We start from the raw sequence: 18,749 nt of genomic DNA on the forward strand, positions 1-18,749 counted from the left end.
CTCAGAGCGCTTCCAGAGCCGGAATCAGCGCTTTGAGCGAATCAATAACCGCATCCGCGCCCAGATCCTGTGCCGGCAGATCGCAATAGCCGTAGGCTGCAGCGACAACCGGTACACCCGCTCCTTGCGCGGCTTTTACATCATAGGTCGAGTCGCCGACAAATACGAAACGTTGCGCTTCGCATCTTTTCCGGGCTTCAATCACCGGATCAGGTGCAGGTTTGGCGAGAAACTTGCCGTCCTCACCGCGCCCCATCGAATCCCCGCCAATGATCCCTACGAAGTGGTGAGCCAGACCAAGCTCTGTCAGCACCTTGGTCGCAAACTCTTCAAACTTGTTGGTCACCACCGCCATTTTGACACCGCGCATCGTGAGTTCATCAAGCACGCTTTCGGCATGTGGGTATGGAGCTGTATAGACCGCGTTGTGCTCCGCATAATATCGCAGCATCTCCTTATAGAGCGCGCGGAAATCGTCTTCGGGCATACCGCCCTGTCCCTCGACCGCCTTTGCCAGCATGATCTTTGCCCCACCGCCGATCAGGTCTTTCGAACTGTCCACGGGCACGGGTTTCATGCCGCCTAGCTTGAGCGCATGGTTCACCGCTGCGCCCAAATCACGAAACGTGTCGAGCAAGGTCCCGTCGAGATCGAACCCGACACCATCAAAGGGAAAATCAGTCATGCACCGCGCCGTGGAGGATGGTTCTTCAAACCGCAAGCGTTTGGTGCCATATCGCTTATATGAGTGATTTAGCTGCGATCGTTCTTGCTGCGGGCAAGGGCACACGAATGAAGAGCGACCTGCACAAGGTGCTGCACCCGATTGCTGGACGGGCGATGCTTGACCATCTGCTTGCATCGCTGGACGAGCTGGCACCGAAACAGACCGTTGTCGTGGTCGGCGACAAGGCAGATCAGATTGCGCGGGCGGTTGGAGGTCGGGCTGAAACCGTCCCGCAGGAGCCACAACTGGGCACAGGCCATGCTGTGCAGCATGCGCAGGATACGCTCACCGGCTTTAGCGGTGATGTGCTGGTGCTTTACGGAGATGTCCCATTCGTTCGCGCAGAAACAATGCGCTCGATGCTGGAGCGTCTGCATGGCGCAGATGAGCCCGCTTGTGTGGTTTTGGGCTTCGAGCCCGCCGATCCAGGGCATTATGGCCGCGTCATTGCCAACAATGCTGGCAGCATATCCAAAATGATCGAATTCAAGGATGCTAGCGAAGAAGAGCGTGCGTGCAGTCTGTGTAATTCTGGCCTGCTCGCCGCCCGGAGCGAAGATCTGTTCGCGCTGCTCGCGCGGGTCAGCAATGACAATGCGCAGAGTGAATATTACCTGCCCGACATCGTCAATATCGCGATCGGAGACGGCCGGGCTTGCGCGGTGGTGGTATGCGATGATCCGGGCGAAGTAACCGGGATCAACAGCCGCGGCGAATTGGCTGCTGCCGAAGCTGCGTGGCAAGCTGCGCGCCGTGAAGCCGCGCTGGCCGATGGCGCAACGCTGGTCGCGCCTGAAACCGTCTTCTTCAGCCATGACACCCGGCTGGGTCGCGACGTTATGGTTGAGCCTAATGTCGTATTCGGTCCGGGCGTTACAGTTGCCGATGGGGCATGGATCAAGGGCTTCAGCCATATCGAAGGCGCGAGCATCGGTGCGGGCGCGCAAGTCGGCCCCTTTGCCCGGCTGCGCCCGGGGGCAGTGCTGGAAGAGAATGCCTTTGTCGGCAATTTCGTGGAAATGAAGAAAGCGACGCTCGGCCCCGGGGCAAAGGCCAGCCACCTCACCTATCTGGGTGATGCAATAGTGGGCGAAAACGCCAATATCGGTGCGGGTACTATTACCTGCAATTACGACGGCTATTTCAAATACAAAACCGAGATTGGCCCGCGCGCCTTCATTGGATCGAACAGTTCGCTTATCGCGCCGGTAAAGATCGGTGCGGATGCCATTGTGGCTGCGGGCAGCGAGGTCAGCCGTGACGTTGGCGACGGGGACCTGCGCATGGTGCGTGGAGAGCAGATCGTGAAGCCCGGCTGGGCGGACCGGTTTCACGACGCGATGAAGAAGAAAGCGGCGAAGAAAGATTGAGGCGCGTGTGAGCGAAGCCGCTTGCCTCACCTGCTGGTTGTGCGAACGTCCGTTCGAAACGCTTATGCAGTGGCACCACACGGTTCCGAAGGCGAAGAAGGGCCGCGAAACTGTGGCTATCCATCCGATCTGCCACAAGGCGATCCACGCGAACTTTACCAATGCCGAACTTGCAAGAATGGGCGCAGATCAGGGGGCGATCCGCGCCCATCCGGAGATTGCCAAATTCGTGAATTGGGTCAGCTCCAAGTCGCCTGACTTTCACGCACCGACCAGGAAATAGTGCGTTCGATCAGGCGGCTAGCGTGACGATACGGGTTGCGACCCTTGGTAGCTGCGACCCTGTCGGACTAAACCTCAGGCTTCTTCCAACTCTCCGCCTCTGGCCAGCTCGCGATTGCGCAGCTCCAGCGGTTGTTTTGGAGTGACCTTCTGTGCGTGGCGGGCATCCACCTGCTGTTCCCACTGGCGGAACTCGCTGTGACTCAGCAGATAGCGCCACCGCGCTTCGTCGAAGCTTATCAGCTTCTCTCGTACGGCTTGCACAACCTCTTCCTTGCGCGCTTTGGACCAGTGAATGTCGTGATTCCGAGGCAGACCGGCACGCTTGATCGCGTCAGTCACATTCTCATTTGGGGCGTATACCATCGACTTTCTCCAACAAAACCATAACCCCCGCGGAAACAAATCGTGGATTTTCTGAGTTAATTCGGACTTTCGAAAGATAGTTCTTTTTGAGTTAAACACTCGATCGGTGCTGCTTATGCGACGAACCGCGCAAGGTTATCCGGGTTAGCTGACGGGTCAGTGCAAAGATGGAACCAATACGCTTCTCATTCGCTTGAAATCTCAAGACGAAGGGGATTCGTATGGCATTCGGGAAAGTGTTCTTGGCATTGGCTGGAGCTGCAGCCGCGGGGCTCGTCTTTGCGCCCGCCCACGCTCAGGAGGATGATGAGCAGCCAGCGTATCAAGCGCTGGTTGAAGAGGATCGATTTGAGGTTCGTCAGTATGAGCCCATGCTGGTCGCTGAAGTCACCCATCGCGGCGAACGGGGCAGAGCGCTGAATGCGGGTTTCCGCCGTCTTGCCGCTTACATATTCGCTCAAGAACGGCCTCGCCGCGACGAGGGCGATGATCAGAGCGAAGCTATCGCCATGACTTCTCCGGTTATCGTCGATCAAACCGAAGAGATCGCGATGACATCACCTGTGATGCAGGATCCCGGCCAAGAGGGGGCATGGCGCACGCGGTTCGTGATGCCCCGCAAATACACCTTGGAGACACTGCCAGAAGCGGCAGAGGACATCACGTTGTCCGAAGTTCCTGCGCGCAGGATGGCTGTGGTTCGGTTTGCCGGCGCCTCGAGCAGCCGCAATTTGGAACGGGCCGAGGTCATTCTGCGCGAATGGATGAATGAGAAGGATATCGAAGCGATCGGCGCGCCTGAATATGCCTTTTATGACAGCCCGATGGTGCCGCCCCAATATCGCCGTAACGAGGTGCTGATTCCGGTTGCCGAGTAACCCCCAAATGAAAAGGGCGACCCGAACAGGCCGCCCTTATGCATTTTTTTCAGTAACTTACTCGCCGTCACCACTGTCCATCAGCTGTTGCATGAGATAGACATATTGCAGCGCCTGTAGCTTCGCGCGTTGTTCATTATCGACGCCGCCCGAGTGCCCGCCAGTCATGTCTTCGAAGTAGAAGTAAGGCTGGCCCAATTCCTTCAGCTTGGCTGCACCCTTGCGCGCGTGCGCAGGATGGGTGCGGTCATCTGCCGTCGATGCCCATAGGAACGGAGTGGGGTAGTCCACGCCTTCGACGATCTTCTGATAGGGAGAGTACCCCTCGATCCATGCGCGTTGCTCTGGAATGCGTGGATCGCCATATTCGCCGATCCACGAGGCGCCGCGCCCGATCAGGTGATAGCGCAGCATATCGAACAATGGGATCTGCACGATTGCGCCGCCGAACAGGTCAGGGCGCTGTGTGAAGGCGGTTCCGACCAGCAATCCGCCTTGGCTGCCACCCTGAATGCCGAGGTGCTGAGGCGAGGTGAAGCCCTTGTCGACCAGATCCTGACCGACAGCGATAAAGTCATCCCAGGTGCGTTGCTTGTTCTCGCGGATCGCGGTCTGGTGCCAGCCGGGGCCGAATTCACCGCCCCCGCGCAGGTTTGCCAGCACATAGGCCCCGCCATTTTCAAGCCACAGCTTGCCTGTCGTGCCAAGGTAGCCGGGCAGGCGCGGAACCTGGAAGCCTCCATAACCGGTCATCAGCGTTGCTGTGGTGCCGTTCATCTCCATACCTTCTGGCTTGACGATGAAATAAGAAATCTTGGTCCCGTCAGCGCTCGTGGCCTCGTGCTGCTCGACTTCCATACCCGCCTTGTCAAATCGGCTGGGTGACTGCTTGAGCGCCAGTGGAGTGCCGCCGTCCGAATAATACAGCGTGGTAGGATTGAGGAAATCCGTAACCGTGAACATGATCTGGTCGGTTTCAGAAGACGATGCCGCAATGCCTACGGTTGCATTGTCTGGCAGATCAACCTGCTTGCTGACCCACGCGCCATCTTCGAAATCGAATTGGACGACCTTGCCAACGACATTGTCGAGCATGCCCACGAATAGCGAATTGCCCGTGATAGCGCCGCCGCGTTTCGTCTGGCGTTCAGCGGGAGCCCATACCAGCGTTTTCTTCGCGCCGTTTGGATCGGCTTTCCATTCTTCCAGATCGACCGCGATCAAGCTGTCCGCCGGGAAGGTTTGGCCATCAACCTCCCAATCGACATCGGTCGAATAGAGAATGTGGCCGTCCACAATGCCGTAGGGCGATGTTTTGAGTGGAATATCAAGGCGTAGCCACTCGCCATCTTTCTCGACGTAGTATTCGACCTCATGGAAGCTGACTGATCTATACGCGATCCGGGCATGCACCGTCGCGTCATTGTCGCGAAGCAGATAGGCGCCCGAAGATACATCGGTCTTCTCTCCGCGGAAGATTTCCGGCGCATCCTCAATTGATGCGCCACGTGTCCAGATGCGGGTTGTGTAGGGATATTCGCTCTCGGTCTGCAGTTCTTCGCTGAAGTTGCGTGAAACGAGCATGGTGTCTTCATCGACCCATTGGATGCCGCCCTGGCTCTTTTGATCCAGCACAAATCCATCTTCGACAAACTCCTTCGACGAGGTGTCAAATTCGCGCAGTATAGTCGCGTCTTCGCCACCATCCGAAAGTGCAATCATGCATCTGTTGAGTGCCGGGGGCAGGCAGGATGAGCCTTTGTAGACCCATTCCATGCCTTCAGCCGTTGCGAGGGCATCAACGTCAAGGATGATCTCCCATTCGGGATCATCGGTTTGATAGCTTTCCAGAGTTGTCCGGCGAAGTAGACCCTTCGGGTTTTCCTTGTCCTGCCAGAAATTGTACAGGCCATCCGGGCGGAAGGAGACGAAAGGAATGCGGTCCTCGCTATCGAGGATTTCCAAAGCATCGTTCTTAAGCTGTTCGAAGCGCGGATCGGCTTCCATATGCGCCAAGGTGCGTTCGTTCTCTGCCCGTACCCAGGCAAGCGCCTCTTCGCTGCGGGCTTCTTCCAGCCAGATATAGGGATCCTGTTCAGGGCCAGGCACACCGTCTTCGGCGGCTTCAGCCTCATGCTCGTGGTGGCCGTGGCCATCTGCAAATGCCGGGGATGTGGTCATGGCAAGTGCACCTGCCAGGGCAATTGTCGAAACAATTTTCAAATATCCTCTCCTTTGGGGGAATTCCGTCGATAGTTATGTGGCGGTTGCAACGTCGAATGTGAAGGAGATTCCAACGAAAAAGGGCGACCAAATGGCCGCCCTTTCCAATTTCATCTGTGTCGAGGAGGGTTACTCTTCGATCTTTTCTGCCAAGACTGTCAGCCCGTTTTCGCCCACTTCGGCGAAACCGCCGCGCACTTCGATCAACTCAGGTTCTACGCCTTCCTTGGCGTAAACCTGAACCGCACCGTCGCGGATGGTCGACATGAAAGGCGCATGGCCTTCCAGTACACCGAATTCACCTTCGGTGCCGGGGACGACGACCATATGGACGTCTTCCGAGCGGACCAGCTTGGCCGGAGTAACGAGTTCAAAGTGCAGTGCCATTGTCTTTTCCTTGGCCCGGCTTAGGCTTCCTCAGCCATTTTCTTGGCTTTTTCGACCGCCATGTCGATGCCGCCAACCATGTAGAAGGCCGCTTCAGGCAGGTGGTCATATTCGCCATCAACAACAGCCTTGAACGATTTGATCGTATCTTCGAGCTGTACGAACAGACCCGGAATGTTGGTGAAGACTTCCGCCACGTGGAACGGCTGAGACAGGAAGCGCTGGATCTTGCGCGCGCGCGCAACGGTCAGCTTATCTTCTTCCGAAAGCTCGTCCATGCCGAGAATGGCGATGATGTCTTGCAGCGATTTGTACTTCTGCAGCGTTTCCTGAACGCGGCGAGCAGTCTCGTAGTGCTCGGTGCCGACAACGCGCGGCTCAAGAACGCGGCTGGTTGAGTCCAGCGGGTCAACCGCCGGATAAATGCCGAGTTCGGAGATCGCACGCGACAGCGTGGTGGTCGCATCCAAGTGCGCAAACGAAGTTGCTGGCGCAGGGTCGGTCAAGTCATCGGCAGGAACGTAAATTGCCTGAACCGAGGTAATCGAGCCCTTGGTTGTCGAAGTAATACGCTCTTGCAGGTTACCCATGTCAGTCGACAGGGTCGGCTGATAGCCCACAGCCGACGGGATACGGCCGAGAAGTGCGGACACTTCTGAACCAGCCTGCGTAAAGCGGAAGATGTTGTCGACGAAGAACAGAACGTCCTGGCCTTCCTCATCGCGGAAGTATTCCGCCATGGTCAGACCCGAAAGAGCAACACGTGCGCGCGCACCAGGAGGTTCGTTCATCTGGCCGAACACCAGCGCCACTTTAGAGCCTTCGCTGATGGCTTCGCCAGCATCATTCTTGGCAATAACGCCTGCGTCGAGGAACTCGTGATAAAGGTCGTTACCTTCGCGGGTACGCTCACCCACGCCAGCAAACACGGACACGCCGCCGTGACCCTTTGCGATGTTGTTGATCAGCTCTTGAATCAGAACTGTCTTGCCCACGCCGGCACCACCGAACAGGCCGATCTTGCCGCCCTTTGCATAAGGAGCGAGAAGGTCGATAACCTTGATGCCGGTCACGAGGATGGCGGCCTCTGTTGACTGGTCGACGAACAGTGGCGCTTCAGCGTGAATTGGCGAGGTCTTTTCAGCGCCAATCGGGCCGCGCTCGTCAATCGGCTCGCCCACCACATTCATGATGCGGCCGAGTGTTTTCGGGCCAACCGGCACAGAAATCTGCGCGCCAGTACTGGATACATCCTGACCGCGAGTAAGACCTTCGGTCGAGTCCATCGCGATTGTGCGAACGGTGTTCTCACCCAGGTGCTGGGCAACTTCTAGAACCAGCTTCTTGTCGCCGTTCATCGTCTCCAGCGCGGAGAGAATCGCGGGCAGTTCGCCTTCGAAGGTCACGTCGACAACAGCGCCGATGACCTGGGTAATTCTGCCAGTGGTTGTCTTGTTCATTACAGGTGCGGTGGCCATTTTCTATGTCCTGCCTTGGTCAAATACTTACGCGCCGGTGGCGCAAACTGTTTCAGTGTCGGTCAACACCCACTCGCCATCGCCTGCGGTTAAGGTTGCCTTATTGCGGAGGTATTCGTCTTCACCCAAACCGTACTCGCAAATCACGTCGTCACTGCCCATGCCTGCACGACGGCAGGCAGCGGTGTTAACCGGCTTTGCGCTCGGGCATGACGCCGCGAAAACGGTTGAGAAAATTTCCTGATTTGGAGCTGGAAGTGCGGGTTCAACCGGCGCTTCGACAACTGCTTCTGCGGCTTCTGCTTCTGGCGCAGGTGCGGGTTCTTCACCGCAAGCCGCGAGAGCGAACACGGAGAGAAGCGGGAGGATGATCTTCTTCACTGTTTCGTCCTATTGTTAAAGCGCTTCCGCGCCAGCGATAATTTCGATCAGTTCAGTGGTAATCGCGGCCTGACGGCTGCGGTTGTACTGAATGGTCAGCTTGTTGATGAGGTCGCCTGCGTTACGCGTGGCGTTGTCCATAGCAGTCATCGAAGCGCCTTGCTCGGATGCTTCACGTTCCAGCAGTGCGCCGAAGATTTGCGTCTTCACGTATCGTGGCAGCAATTCCTCGAGGATTTCCTCTTCGCCTGGCTCATATTCAACAACTGCATCGCCGCCGCTTGCTTCCTCTGGAGAAGGAACCGGGATCAATTGTGCTGTCGTCGGAGTCTGAACCAGCGCAGACTGGAAGGTAGGGGCGACAAGATGGGCAACATCGAACGCGCCATCTTCGAACATCGCGATGAGTTCGTCTGCGACCGCGTCTGCTTCTTCGAATCCTGGCGTCTTCACGTTCGAGGTGTCGAAATGCTTCGCGATCTTGTTCGCATAATCACGCTTGATCGGTGCGCGGCCTTTCTTGCCAACAAGATAGAACTGAACGTCCTTGCCTTCAGCAATCAGCTTCTTCGCCTGAAGCTTGGCTTCCTTGACGATGTTCGAGTTCAATCCGCCGCACAGGCCCTTGTCCGTGTTGACCACGACCAGCAGGTGTTTCTGGTTCGAACCAGTGCCAGCCAGCAGTTTCGGCGCGCTATCGCCGCTAACCTTGGTCGCGAGCGATGCCATCACCGCCGCCAGACGCTCTGCGTATGGGCGTGCAGCTTCGGCAGCTGACTGCGCACGGCGCAATTTCGCCGCTGCGACCATCTGTTTGGCCTTGGTGATCTTCTGAGTCGATTTTACCGACCCGATCCGATCCTTGAGTTCTTTAAGCGAGGCCATGGTGGCTCCCTAGTCAGTCTCTCTCAGGCTTAAGCGAACTGCTTAGCGAAGGCTTCGAGCGCCTTGACCGTGCGGTCCTTCACATCATCTTCGAACTTCGTGCTTTCGCGAATGTCCTTAAGAATGTCTGCGTGCTCGCTGCGGAAGTAAGCCAACATTTGCTCTTCGTAGTCGGTCACGCGATCAACATCGACAGGATCGATGAATCCGTTGGTACCAGCGAAGATCGACACGGTTTGCTCTTCAAACGGCAGCGGGCTGAACTGCGGCTGCTTCAGCAGTTCGGTCAGGCGTGCACCGCGGTTAAGCAGCTTCTGTGTCGACGCATCAAGGTCAGAACCGAACTGCGCAAAAGCCGCCATTTCGCGGTACTGCGCCAGGTCCAGTTTCATTGAACCGGAAACCTTCTTCATAGCCTTTGTCTGGGCGGCGCCGCCAACACGGCTAACCGACAGACCCACGTTAATCGCCGGGCGGATACCCTGGAAGAACAGGTCGGTTTCAAGGAAGATCTGGCCGTCCGTGATCGAGATCACGTTGGTCGGAATGTAGGCCGACACGTCGCCTGCCTGCGTTTCAATGATTGGCAGCGCTGTCAGTGAACCGCCACCATTATCCTTGTTCATCTTCGCCGCGCGCTCAAGCAGGCGGCTGTGGAGATAGAAAACGTCACCTGGATAGGCTTCACGGCCCGGAGGACGACGAAGCAGAAGCGACATCTGACGATAGGCAACAGCCTGCTTCGAAAGATCGTCATACACGATCACAGCGTGCATGCCGTTGTCGCGGAAGAATTCGCCCATCGCGCAGCCGGTGTACGGTGCGAGATATTGCAGTGGTGCAGGCTCTGAAGCGGTTGCAGCGACCACGATGGAGTATTCCATCGCGCCGTTTTCTTCGAGCTGCTTCACAATCTGCGCAACAGTCGAACGCTTCTGACCGACAGCTACATAGACGCAATAGAGCTTCTTGCTTTCGTCGTCGCTCTGGTTCGGGCCCTTCTGGTTGATGAAGGTGTCGATTGCGACAGCGGTCTTGCCGGTCTGGCGGTCACCAATGATCAGCTCGCGCTGGCCGCGGCCAACTGGAACAAGTGCGTCGATGGCTTTCAGGCCCGACTGCACCGGCTCGGAAACCGATTCGCGCGGGATGATGCCCGGCGCTTTCACTTCGACACGGCTACGCTCGGTTGTTTCGATCGGGCCCTTGCCGTCAATCGGGTTGCCCAGAGCGTCAACAACGCGGCCCAGCAGAGCTTTGCCAACCGGAACGTCCACGATGGTTTCGGTGCGCTTGACGCTGTCACCTTCTTTGATCTCTGCGTCAGAGCCGAAGATAACTACACCGACGTTGTCTGCTTCAAGGTTCAGAGCCATGCCCTGAACGCCATTGGCGAACTCAACCATCTCACCGGCCTGGACATTGTCGAGGCCGTGGATGCGGGCGATACCGTCGCCCACAGAGAGAACGGAGCCAACTTCGCTGACTTCTGCTTCAGTGCCGAAATTGGCGATCTGGTCTTTGATGACCTTGGAGATTTCTGCGGCGCGGATTTCCATGTCTTTAGTCCTTTAGGCCTTCATTGCCTGCGCTAGGGAATTCAAACGGGTACGAATCGAGCCATCAATGCGCTGCGATCCAATGGTGACGACGAGTCCGCCCAGAAGATCCGGATCGACACGCGGGTTGATTTTGACTGTGCGACCCTGGCGGGCCGTCAACTTGTCGTTCAGAGCTGAGAGCTGCCCATCTGTCAGAGCATGCGCAGTGGTGACTTCTGCAGTCACTTCCCCGCGCTGAGCCGCTGCAATCATCTGGAAAGCGCGGATCATGTTGCCCAGCGCCGACAGCCGGCGATTGCTAGCCAGAACACCAAGAAAATTCTTTGTCAGTCCGCTCACGCCAAGGTGATCGGCAACCGCTGCAATCGCGCTGCCTTGCGCGGCGCGGCTCAATTCAGGGTTGGTTGTGACTGCCTGAAGGTCGCTCGATTCGGAAAGCGCAGCAGACAGTTTTTCAAGGTCCGTCTCAACGGCCGTGACTGTCCCGCTTTCAGAAGCGAGGTCGAACAATGCTGAGGCGTAACGCCCTGCAAGGCTAGCCTGAATACCGGCGGAAATATCCACGCGCTGAAGGTCCTCGATTGGATCTGCGAAAATAACGATGCAACGCTTAAACCGTTCCGGATGCGTTGGAGCACCCCGGCAAAGCTGGCGCGCGCCTAGCATCGCATATGCTGCGATGCAACCCGATTGAGCGGGAATCTATGGACTCATTTGGCGTAACGCTGCAGAAGCCGGTGAAACAGCGGAATTCGCAGGGGAGAGAGACGATGAAACTGACGCCGATGGCGCCCAAATGTGGGGTCGAGATTTCAGGTGTTACGCTGGCGACATGCAGCGATTCTGAAATGGATGAGATCAAGCAGGTCATCTATGAGCATGGCGTGGCGGTGTTTCGCGATCAGGAGTTCTCACCCGAAGATCACATTCGCTTTGGCAAGCGTTGGGGCGGGATCGATGTGAACAATTATTTTCCGCTGCAGGAAGAGTATAACGAGATCGCTATCGTCAAGAAGGAAGCCGACGAGCAGACCAATATTGGCGGCGCCTGGCATACCGATCATTCCTATGACCAGATCCCGGCGATGGGTTCCGTATTGGTGGCGCGCGAGCTGCCTCCTCAGGGCGGGGACACGCTGTGGGCGCACATGGGCGCGGCCTATGATGCTCTGCCCGACGATATCAAAGAGGAGATTGACGGGTTGGAAGCGTTCCATACCGCTGATCATGTATATAAGGCCGACGGCATCTATGCGCAGACCGACATGGGCAAAAATTTGCGCGGGCAGGATCTGAAGACCGGCGCAGTGCATCCGGTGGTGATCCGCCATCCGCATACCGGCCGCAAAATGCTTTATGTCAACGGCGGTTTCACGATCAACTTTGTCGGTCAGTCCCGAGAAGAGAGTCTGCCGCTGCTGCAAAAGCTGCTCGATGCAGCGCTAACTGACGACAATCAGTGTCGCCTGCAATGGAAGCCCGGCACGATTGCGATCTGGGACAACCGCACCACGTGGCACAATGCGATGAATGACTATCAGGGCCACCGCCGCGAGATGCACCGCATCACGCTAAGCGGGGAAGCGCTGGCAGCTTAAGCAGTCATTCCTCGCTGGCCGCCAGGTCGCTACCACCCGCTGTAGCACGCGGCTCGCAGGAATATACCAACCGCTCGTTCGGGCGTGCAGGAAGCAACGAGATCACGCTTTGCTGTCGCTCACCAAGGCTCTTCGCCGCCTCGCTGACGCTGCAACTGGGCGCTTCATAGTTGGCGCGTATGTCGCGCACTTGTGCCATATCATTCCGGCCCAGAAGATAGCGCTCGCTGAGGAAGGTGCGTGTTGCCGGATCGTAGCGATTGACCGAGACGACTTCCTCATCGTCCGGAACAAGCACGCGGGTCCATTCGCCCGAGTTGAGCCCATATTGCGTGCGTGTGTTGACGCAGCCATCCGCAGCCCAGTCAAACTCGACATCATCTGTACGCGCGCCGGTAACACGGCTGCGTTCGGGCACCAGAGTGCAGATCATCGTGCCTTCGCTTGCATTTGAGGCGATGGGCGGCGCTTCGCCATTCTCGCCCTTGTTGAGTGCGGCCTCGACGCGGCGGTCAATCTCGTCAATGCCTGGCCGGCTGATCCACAGGATCAATGCGCCAATGAAAGCCACGCCTGCGATACCGGCTGCAATCATAAAGCGCCGTTCAGCGCCTTCCTTTCCGCGCGCATTGGCCGCGACATAGCCCGCGCCAATTGCGATCATCAACAGGATCAGCGCAGCAGCCATCGCATTCTCGCGCTCGCTTTGCACAGACAGCTGAGCTTCCAGTTGGGCGCGGTCGCGGCGTTCGCGCAGTTCGGCTTTGCGCGCTTCGATCCGTTCGCGGGCTTCCTCGCGTTGCTGCTCGATCCGCGTGCGCTCCGACGCTTCAATCTCGTCGATGCTGCGGCAAGGCAATGCATTGACGCTCGGTTCGACGTCGTTCTCGCGCAGGAAAGGCAGCAGTTCGCGGATCGATACAGCGAAGTAGAACTCGGCATCCGACCCATCCGAATCCGCGCCAAAGCTGTTAACGCCTAACACCCGGCCGCAACTGTCGAGCAGCGGCCCGCCCGAGTTGCCGCGCGCGATCGGCGCGGTGTGCAGTATCGTGTCAAATTGGCGGCTGGGCCGCGCGCCAGACAGGAAGCCGCGGCTTTTCACCGGCGGTTGCGCAAGGAAAATGTCACTAATCTCCAGTCCCTGGGCACGATCGACATTCATCGGATAACCAACGGCTGAAACTTCACCCATGTCGCCGACAAGACTGCCGGAGATGGTAAGCGGCGGCAGGCGCATGGCATTGTCGATAATCTCGATCAGTGCCAGATCGTTGCGCGGGCTGACGGATATGGCGCGGGCATAGGCTGCGTCGTCACCCTCGGATGGGACTACGCCAATTCGCAATGTGTCATCCTGCAATACTTCGCGAATGACATGCGCATTGGTGACGATCCGCGTCGGGGAGACCGCAAAGCCAGAGCCATGGCTGACCGGATAGACTTCGCGTCCGTCGCTGCCGACGATGACCACGCGCACCACACCGCGTGCGGCGGCGTCAATATCTGCACCATCGGCCAGCGCGATATGTGGCGTGAGCAGCGCAATCAAAGCGGCAAAGAGAGTGATTATCCGACCCATAGACGCCATATTTGACGCGGGCGGGCTTTGATCGCAAGCTTCGGGATGCAGTGAATGGCGCATTACCCTATTAATCTGAACATGACCGATGAATTGATCCCTAACGAAACCGCATGGTCCGCTGTTATGCGGCGGGACCGCGCATTTGATGGCCGCTTTGTAACCGGCGTGCTGACCACCGGCATCTATTGCCGGCCCAGCTGCGCTGTGCGGCATCCGGACCGCAAGAACGTGCGCTTTTATGCCACTGGTGAAGAAGCACGGGCGGCGGGGCTTCGCGCTTGCAAGCGATGCCTGCCTGACGATGTCGGCCGCGATGAAGCAGCGGTGCTGGCCGCGATTGAAGAGATCAAAGCGTCGGAGGGCGCGCCGACGCTGGACGAGCTTGCGACCATCACCGGCTATTCGCCCACACATTTCCAACGGGTGTTCAAGCGGGCGACCGGACTGTCGCCGGCAGCCTATGCAAGGGCATTGCGCGAAGAACGAGCCAAGGATGCCTTGATCGGCGCAAACCGGGTCAGCGATGCGATTTACGATGCCGGATACGAAGCGCCGAGCCGATTTTATGAAGGAGTGGAAGGCAAGATGGGCATGACCGCCAGCGACTGGAAAAACGGCGGTGCGGGCCGTGTGATCCATTGGACAGTGGTCACAACGTCGATTGCGCCCATGCTTGTCGCTGCAACCGACAAGGGTGTGTGCTGTCTCAGCTTCAACAAAGGTGAAGAGGAGTTGCGCGCCCGCTTCCCAAACGCGGAACTGATCGGCGGTGGTGATGCATTTCGCGAACTTTTTGAGCAGGTTATCGCTGCCGTAGAAGACCCTACGCTCGACAATTCGCACATCCCCCTGGATGTGAAGGGCACCGCGTTCCAGCAGCGCTGCTGGCAGGCTTTGCGGCAGATCCCGGCTGGTGAAACGCGCAGTTATGGCGATCAAGCGGCGATGCTGGGCAATCCCAAGGCGAGCCGTGCCGTCGGTAGCGCGAATGGCGCAAACAACATTGCGGTGCTGATCCCTTGCCACCGCGTTGTGCCGGCGAGCGGAGGCGTGGGCGGCTATGCCTATGGACCCGAGATCAAGGCCGAACTTCTGAAGCGCGAGCGCAATGATTGAAACCTTTTGCTGGTTTTCTCCGTTGGCAATGTAAGAGAGTTTCTCGAACAGCGGAGCCAGAGTTATGTGCGATGAAGAAAAGATCACCCGTTGGGCTCGCGAAGGGCTGACACGGCGCGAATTTGGTATGCTTGGCGCCACTGCGGCGGTCGCGGCCTGCGCTCCTGGCAATGGCATGGCCCAAGATCAGGTAGAGACTGTGTCTTCGCCAGGATTCCCCGCGTGGACCGAGCAGGCGGTCAGTTTCGTCACCGACGATGGTACGATGGATGGCTGGCTTGTCTCCCCCACATCGGGCCCTGCACCTGCCGTAATAATCTGGCCCGATATCGCTGGTTTGAGAGAGAGCAAGAAAGCCATGGCCCGGCGGTTGGCTGACCGCGGATACACAGCGCTCGTGGTGAACCAGTATTACCGCGATACGCCAGCCCCCATTTGGAAGGATTTCGCCGACTTTGCGGGAAATGGCGGCTGGGGACTCGCCCGTGAAATGCGCGGGAAGTTGGATGCGGATGCAATCATGCGCGACGCAAACGCTACCGTTGCCTTCCTTGACAACAGTGCGGAAGTCGACAGCGAACGCGGCATCGGAACGCAGGGCTATTGCATGGGCGGCCCCTTCACAATGTGGAGCGCCGCCGCTGTCCCATCTCGCGTAAAGGCCGCAGCCAGCTTCCACGGGGGCGGGCTGGTGCGTGAAGGCAACCCAAATAGCCCGCACAGACTGTTTGGCCAGATGGACGCCAGCCTGCTTATCGCGATTGCGCAGGATGACGATGCTGAAGCACCGGAAGAGAAAGACACACTGCGCGAGGCCGCTGCGGCTGCCGGACGCGATGCGACGGTTGAAGTCTTTGCCGGTGACCACGGTTGGTGCGTGCCCGATAGCCCCGCCTATACCGAAGCGGAAGCGGAACGAGCCTGGGCCGAGTTGCTTAACCTCTATGAGCGTGCACTCTAGGGAGAACTGGAGCAAACCGCTCCACTATTCCAACAGCACGGAACACATGGAATACAGTTCAGGCGCGAAACCTGTTCGGTCCTGCGAAAGGCGACTTGACTGTATTATCAACACTTTGAAAGAGTCTTCGCCCTTATCGCCAGTTCGCGCTGTGTAGGAGAGAGTTCCCTCGAAATCCGGACCTCATGTCGGAGCAGTCTCCGAAGCCGAAGCCTATTTTTGTTTAGGCCCGGCGCGCTTGCCTTTGGGCTTGCCCGCACCCTTGCCTTTGAAACCTGATTTGGGTTTTCCCGAAGATGGCTTGCCGGTGAATGGGTCGCTTCTGCCTTCGCCGCCAGAGCGCGGCGTATCCTTCCTGTCGCGCTTGTCTTTGAAGCGAGGCTTGCCGCCATCACCCTTACCACCGGACCCCTTACCACCGGGGGCCTTGCCACCGGGCCCCTTGCCACCGGGCCCCTTGCGGAAAGGCTTGGCTCGCACATTCGGCGCGCCATGCTTGCGGTTATTGCGCGCTTCCACCCGCGGCCCTTCAGCGGATTCCTCGATCAGGATCGCATCCTGCTCGTCTTCGCTCGCTTCGGTACGTTTCAAGGTGTCCGCAAACTTTGGTGCGATTGCGCGAGGGATCTGGAACCAGCTCTCGTTCGGGCCAACCCGGATCGCGCCGATTTCATTGCGCGTAACATGTCCACGGCGGCAGATCAGCGGCATCAACCAACGCGGCTCTGCATTCTGACGGCGGCCTATGCCCATTTTGAACCAGACCACATCCTCGAAACCGGGGCGGTGACGTTCGGCCTTGGCCTTTTCGCGTGCTTCGGGTGTGTTGGCGAGCAGCTCTTCAGGTTGCGGCATCTTCGCGCGGTGCGCTTGCACAAGTGCTGCGGCGATGTCCTCTGCCGGAAGCCGTTCCATCAATTCAGCTGCGATCGCACGGTCATCATCTTCATATTCAGCCGGTGCAGTCAGCTTTTCCATCAGCCGCGCGTGATCTTTCTTGCGGATCGCCTCCGGGGTCGGCGCATCCATCCACTTCGCTTCGATCTTTGCACCGCGCAGCATGTTCTCCACGCGCTTGCGGCGATTATAAGGCACGATGATTGCAGCGGTGCCTTTTTTGCCTGCCCGGCCTGTCCGGCCAGAGCGGTGCTGAAGCGTTTCGGCATCGCGCGGTGTCTCGACATGGATCACTAGGCTAAGCGTCGGCAAATCGAGGCCGCGTGCGGCAACGTCTGTTGCTACGCAAACGCGGGCGCGGCGGTCGCGCATGGCTTGTAATGCCTGATTGCGCTCTTGCTGGGAGTGTTCGCCTGACAGCGCCACCACACCGAAACCGCGGTTCTGCAAAGTCGCATGCAGCCGCCGCACGCTGTCGCGCGTTGCGCAGAAACAGATCGCTGATTCCGCTTCATGAAAACGCAGCAGGTTGACGACGGCGTTTTCGATTTCAGACGGACCAACGGTGATCGCCTGATAGCTGATGTCACCGTGTCCGCGATCTTCGCCCGCCAAAGAAAGGCGCAGCGCATTGGACTGATAACGTTCTGCCAGCCGCACAATCGCGCGCGGCATAGTGGCCGAAAACAGCAGCGTGCGGCGCGTATCCGGCGTTGCATCGAGAATTTCTTCCAAGTCGTCGCGGAAGCCCATGTCGAGCATCTCGTCCGCTTCATCGAGCACAACCCCGACCAGGGCAGAGAGGTCTAGCGCGCCGCGCTCCAGATGGTCGCGCAAGCGGCCCGGCGTACCAACAACAATGGCTGGGCCGGAACGAAGCGCGCGGCGTTCTTTGCTCGCATCCATTCCGCCCACACAGTTTGCAATGCGCAGGCCGGCCTTTTCATAGAGCCAGCCGAGTTCGCGGCTGACTTGCAGGGCCAGTTCGCGTGTCGGCGCGATGACGAGCGCCAATGGGCGTTCGGTCAACGGTGTCCCGCGAATCTCTCCGAGCAGTTCGGGCGCAAGTGCCAGTCCAAACGCGACCGTTTTGCCAGAGCCGGTCTGCGCAGAAACGATCAAGTCGCGTCCCGCGGCATCGGGTGCGATGGTAGCGGCCTGAACAGGGGTGGGTGCAGAATAGCCGCGCTCGGCCAGAGCCTCGCCCAGGATCGGTGGTAGGGATTCAAAAGACATGGTATTTCACTTGGGTAACGGCGCAGGAGTTCGCGCGGAGGGAGAGAGGCATGAGAATAACGCGCTCTTTGCACTCATCTCAAACGGGCGACGGCCAATGCCGCAAACGCCCGTGCCGCGCCCTATAGCGACAATTGCTCCACTTGGCTTGCGTTATTTTGCAAGTGCGAAGAGTCAGTCCAGCTTGGGCGGGAAACCCGGCTCGCATTTCGCCATCGCACGCTGGTAGGCATCGCGCGCGCCGATACGCTTAAGATAAGCCTTCAGGTTCGGCATGTGATTGATGCTCATGTCGTTGAACGCGCGCGCGGTCGTGAGTGAGAATCCCAGCATGATGTCGGCTGTCGTGAAATTTGATCCGCCGAAATAGTCCGCTTCACCAAGCGCGGCTTCCAGATGGGCCCAGGCATTGGTAACGCGCTTCATCAGCGGCGGGGGCATTTCAGCTTGAACTGCATTCACCGCGATCATCATCATGCCATTGGTCATCAGCGTCGCATTGGCGAAGTGATACCAATAGAGGTGGCGCGCAAAATCGGGGTCGGTGGGGCCGGGCACCAGCTGTGTATCAGGCGCATATTTGCCGACGATGTAATCCATGATCGCCCCGCTTTCTCCCAGCACGAGATCGCCATCCTCAATTACAGGCGCAATTTCCATTGGATGGAGCGCTTTGAGTTCGGGTGGGGCAAGCCGTGTTTCGGGATCGCGGTTATAGAGCTTCAGATCATATTCGAGCCCCAGCTCCTCGCAAAGCCAGACGATACGTTCGGATTGCGAAATGCGCAGGTGGTGGACGGTCAGCATGTCTGGTTCT

The 18,749-nt window shown here is 58.2% G+C and carries 18 protein-coding genes; 6 read left to right on the plus strand and 12 right to left on the minus strand.

Translation table 11 applies throughout. The annotated features are described in order from the left end of the window. Position 1: 1 nt before the first annotated feature. Positions 2-685 carry an HAD-IA family hydrolase gene (locus QQX03_RS05020; protein ID WP_285976770.1) on the minus strand — a complete coding sequence of 228 codons (684 nt, stop codon included), beginning with the start codon at positions 683-685 and terminating at the stop codon, positions 2-4. 59 nt (positions 686-744) lie between these two features. Between QQX03_RS05020 and glmU the strand changes: the two genes are divergently transcribed. After that, positions 745-2,097, plus strand: coding sequence for a bifunctional UDP-N-acetylglucosamine diphosphorylase/glucosamine-1-phosphate N-acetyltransferase GlmU (gene glmU, locus QQX03_RS05025; protein ID WP_285976771.1), 1,353 nt, complete (start codon positions 745-747; stop codon positions 2,095-2,097). 7 nt (positions 2,098-2,104) lie between these two features. Further along, positions 2,105-2,380 carry an HNH endonuclease gene (locus QQX03_RS05030; RefSeq protein ID WP_432762835.1) on the plus strand — a complete coding sequence of 92 codons (276 nt, stop codon included), beginning with the start codon at positions 2,105-2,107 and terminating at the stop codon, positions 2,378-2,380. A gap of 74 nt (positions 2,381-2,454) precedes the next feature. Here the strand turns inward: QQX03_RS05030 and QQX03_RS05035 are convergent, their stop codons facing one another. Continuing rightward, on the minus strand, positions 2,455-2,745 hold the full coding sequence (locus QQX03_RS05035) for a DUF1153 domain-containing protein (RefSeq protein ID WP_285976772.1): 291 nt from the start codon (positions 2,743-2,745) through the stop codon (positions 2,455-2,457). A 221-nt stretch (positions 2,746-2,966) separates the two neighbouring features. Here QQX03_RS05035 and QQX03_RS05040 point away from each other — a divergent pair, with 221 nt between their 5' ends. Then, complete coding sequence (locus QQX03_RS05040) at positions 2,967-3,623, plus strand: SOUL family heme-binding protein (protein WP_285976773.1); 657 nt, start codon at positions 2,967-2,969, stop codon at positions 3,621-3,623. 57 nt (positions 3,624-3,680) lie between these two features. On the opposite strand, the gene QQX03_RS05045 is transcribed toward QQX03_RS05040, so the two are convergent. From QQX03_RS05045 to QQX03_RS05075, 7 genes are all read right to left on the minus strand, one after another. Next, positions 3,681-5,804 carry a prolyl oligopeptidase family serine peptidase gene (locus tag QQX03_RS05045; RefSeq protein WP_285976774.1) on the minus strand — a complete coding sequence of 708 codons (2,124 nt, stop codon included), beginning with the start codon at positions 5,802-5,804 and terminating at the stop codon, positions 3,681-3,683. Positions 5,805-5,975: 171 nt separating this feature from the next. Beyond that, positions 5,976-6,233, minus strand: coding sequence for an ATP synthase F1 subunit epsilon (locus QQX03_RS05050; protein ID WP_285976775.1), 258 nt, complete (start codon positions 6,231-6,233; stop codon positions 5,976-5,978). A gap of 20 nt (positions 6,234-6,253) precedes the next feature. Beyond that, positions 6,254-7,711 (minus strand): F0F1 ATP synthase subunit beta, encoded by a 1,458-nt coding sequence (gene atpD / locus QQX03_RS05055; protein ID WP_285976776.1) that lies wholly within the window; start codon positions 7,709-7,711, stop codon positions 6,254-6,256. Between the two features lie 27 nt (positions 7,712-7,738). Continuing rightward, positions 7,739-8,092 carry a lipoprotein gene (locus tag QQX03_RS05060; RefSeq protein ID WP_285976777.1) on the minus strand — a complete coding sequence of 118 codons (354 nt, stop codon included), beginning with the start codon at positions 8,090-8,092 and terminating at the stop codon, positions 7,739-7,741. Between the two features lie 15 nt (positions 8,093-8,107). Further along, entirely contained in the window at positions 8,108-8,977 is an 870-nt protein-coding gene (locus QQX03_RS05065) for a F0F1 ATP synthase subunit gamma (RefSeq protein WP_285976778.1), read from the minus strand. Between the two features lie 29 nt (positions 8,978-9,006). Beyond that, positions 9,007-10,536 carry a F0F1 ATP synthase subunit alpha gene (gene atpA, locus QQX03_RS05070; protein WP_285976779.1) on the minus strand — a complete coding sequence of 510 codons (1,530 nt, stop codon included), beginning with the start codon at positions 10,534-10,536 and terminating at the stop codon, positions 9,007-9,009. Between the two features lie 12 nt (positions 10,537-10,548). Beyond that, positions 10,549-11,103, minus strand: a complete 555-nt coding sequence (locus tag QQX03_RS05075) for a F0F1 ATP synthase subunit delta (protein ID WP_285976780.1) — start codon at positions 11,101-11,103, stop codon at positions 10,549-10,551. Between the two features lie 206 nt (positions 11,104-11,309). On the opposite strand from QQX03_RS05075, the gene QQX03_RS05080 reads away from it, so the two are divergent. Next, a complete protein-coding gene (locus QQX03_RS05080; protein ID WP_285976781.1) occupies positions 11,310-12,137 on the plus strand; it encodes a TauD/TfdA dioxygenase family protein in 828 nt (275 codons plus the stop codon). Between the two features lie 4 nt (positions 12,138-12,141). On the opposite strand, the gene QQX03_RS05085 is transcribed toward QQX03_RS05080, so the two are convergent. Then, entirely contained in the window at positions 12,142-13,719 is a 1,578-nt protein-coding gene (locus tag QQX03_RS05085; RefSeq protein WP_285976782.1) for a S1 family peptidase, read from the minus strand. Between the two features lie 54 nt (positions 13,720-13,773). On the opposite strand from QQX03_RS05085, the gene QQX03_RS05090 reads away from it, so the two are divergent. Next, positions 13,774-14,838: a bifunctional transcriptional activator/DNA repair enzyme AdaA gene (locus QQX03_RS05090; RefSeq protein WP_432762836.1), complete on the plus strand. Its 1,065-nt coding sequence runs from the start codon at positions 13,774-13,776 to the stop codon at positions 14,836-14,838. 64 nt (positions 14,839-14,902) lie between these two features. Then, a complete protein-coding gene (locus tag QQX03_RS05095; protein ID WP_285976783.1) occupies positions 14,903-15,799 on the plus strand; it encodes a dienelactone hydrolase family protein in 897 nt (298 codons plus the stop codon). A 213-nt stretch (positions 15,800-16,012) separates the two neighbouring features. Here the strand turns inward: QQX03_RS05095 and QQX03_RS05100 are convergent, their stop codons facing one another. Together QQX03_RS05100 and QQX03_RS05105 are read right to left on the minus strand one after the other, a co-directional pair. Next, positions 16,013-17,932, minus strand: a complete 1,920-nt coding sequence (locus QQX03_RS05100; protein WP_285976784.1) for a DEAD/DEAH box helicase — start codon at positions 17,930-17,932, stop codon at positions 16,013-16,015. 174 nt (positions 17,933-18,106) lie between these two features. After that, positions 18,107-18,739: a glutathione S-transferase family protein gene (locus QQX03_RS05105; RefSeq protein ID WP_285976785.1), complete on the minus strand. Its 633-nt coding sequence runs from the start codon at positions 18,737-18,739 to the stop codon at positions 18,107-18,109. Between the last annotated feature and the right edge of the window lie 10 nt (positions 18,740-18,749).

The organism is Altererythrobacter rubellus (assembly GCF_030284385.1).
Taxonomy (GTDB): Bacteria; Pseudomonadota; Alphaproteobacteria; order Sphingomonadales; family Sphingomonadaceae; genus Erythrobacter; species Erythrobacter rubellus.

Bases quoted from the DNA above. Each gene is read 5' to 3' on its own strand.
- QQX03_RS05020 (WP_285976770.1), bottom strand. From the start codon at position 685: ATGACTGATTTTCCCTTTGATGGTGTCGGGTTCGATCTCGACGGGACC.
- glmU (WP_285976771.1), top strand. From the start codon at position 745: ATGAGTGATTTAGCTGCGATCGTTCTTGCTGCGGGCAAGGGCACACGA.
- QQX03_RS05035 (WP_285976772.1), bottom strand. From the start codon at position 2,745: ATGGTATACGCCCCAAATGAGAATGTGACTGACGCGATCAAGCGTGCC.
- QQX03_RS05040 (WP_285976773.1), top strand. From the start codon at position 2,967: ATGGCATTCGGGAAAGTGTTCTTGGCATTGGCTGGAGCTGCAGCCGCG.
- QQX03_RS05045 (WP_285976774.1), bottom strand. From the start codon at position 5,804: ATGACCACATCCCCGGCATTTGCAGATGGCCACGGCCACCACGAGCAT.
- QQX03_RS05050 (WP_285976775.1), bottom strand. From the start codon at position 6,233: ATGGCACTGCACTTTGAACTCGTTACTCCGGCCAAGCTGGTCCGCTCG.
- atpD (WP_285976776.1), bottom strand. From the start codon at position 7,711: ATGGCCACCGCACCTGTAATGAACAAGACAACCACTGGCAGAATTACC.
- QQX03_RS05065 (WP_285976778.1), bottom strand. From the start codon at position 8,977: ATGGCCTCGCTTAAAGAACTCAAGGATCGGATCGGGTCGGTAAAATCG.
- atpA (WP_285976779.1), bottom strand. From the start codon at position 10,536: ATGGAAATCCGCGCCGCAGAAATCTCCAAGGTCATCAAAGACCAGATC.
- QQX03_RS05080 (WP_285976781.1), top strand. From the start codon at position 11,310: ATGAAACTGACGCCGATGGCGCCCAAATGTGGGGTCGAGATTTCAGGT.
- QQX03_RS05085 (WP_285976782.1), bottom strand. From the start codon at position 13,719: ATGGGTCGGATAATCACTCTCTTTGCCGCTTTGATTGCGCTGCTCACG.
- QQX03_RS05090 (WP_432762836.1), top strand. From the start codon at position 13,774: ATGGCGCATTACCCTATTAATCTGAACATGACCGATGAATTGATCCCT.
- QQX03_RS05095 (WP_285976783.1), top strand. From the start codon at position 14,903: ATGTGCGATGAAGAAAAGATCACCCGTTGGGCTCGCGAAGGGCTGACA.
- QQX03_RS05100 (WP_285976784.1), bottom strand. From the start codon at position 17,932: ATGTCTTTTGAATCCCTACCACCGATCCTGGGCGAGGCTCTGGCCGAG.
- QQX03_RS05105 (WP_285976785.1), bottom strand. From the start codon at position 18,739: ATGCTGACCGTCCACCACCTGCGCATTTCGCAATCCGAACGTATCGTC.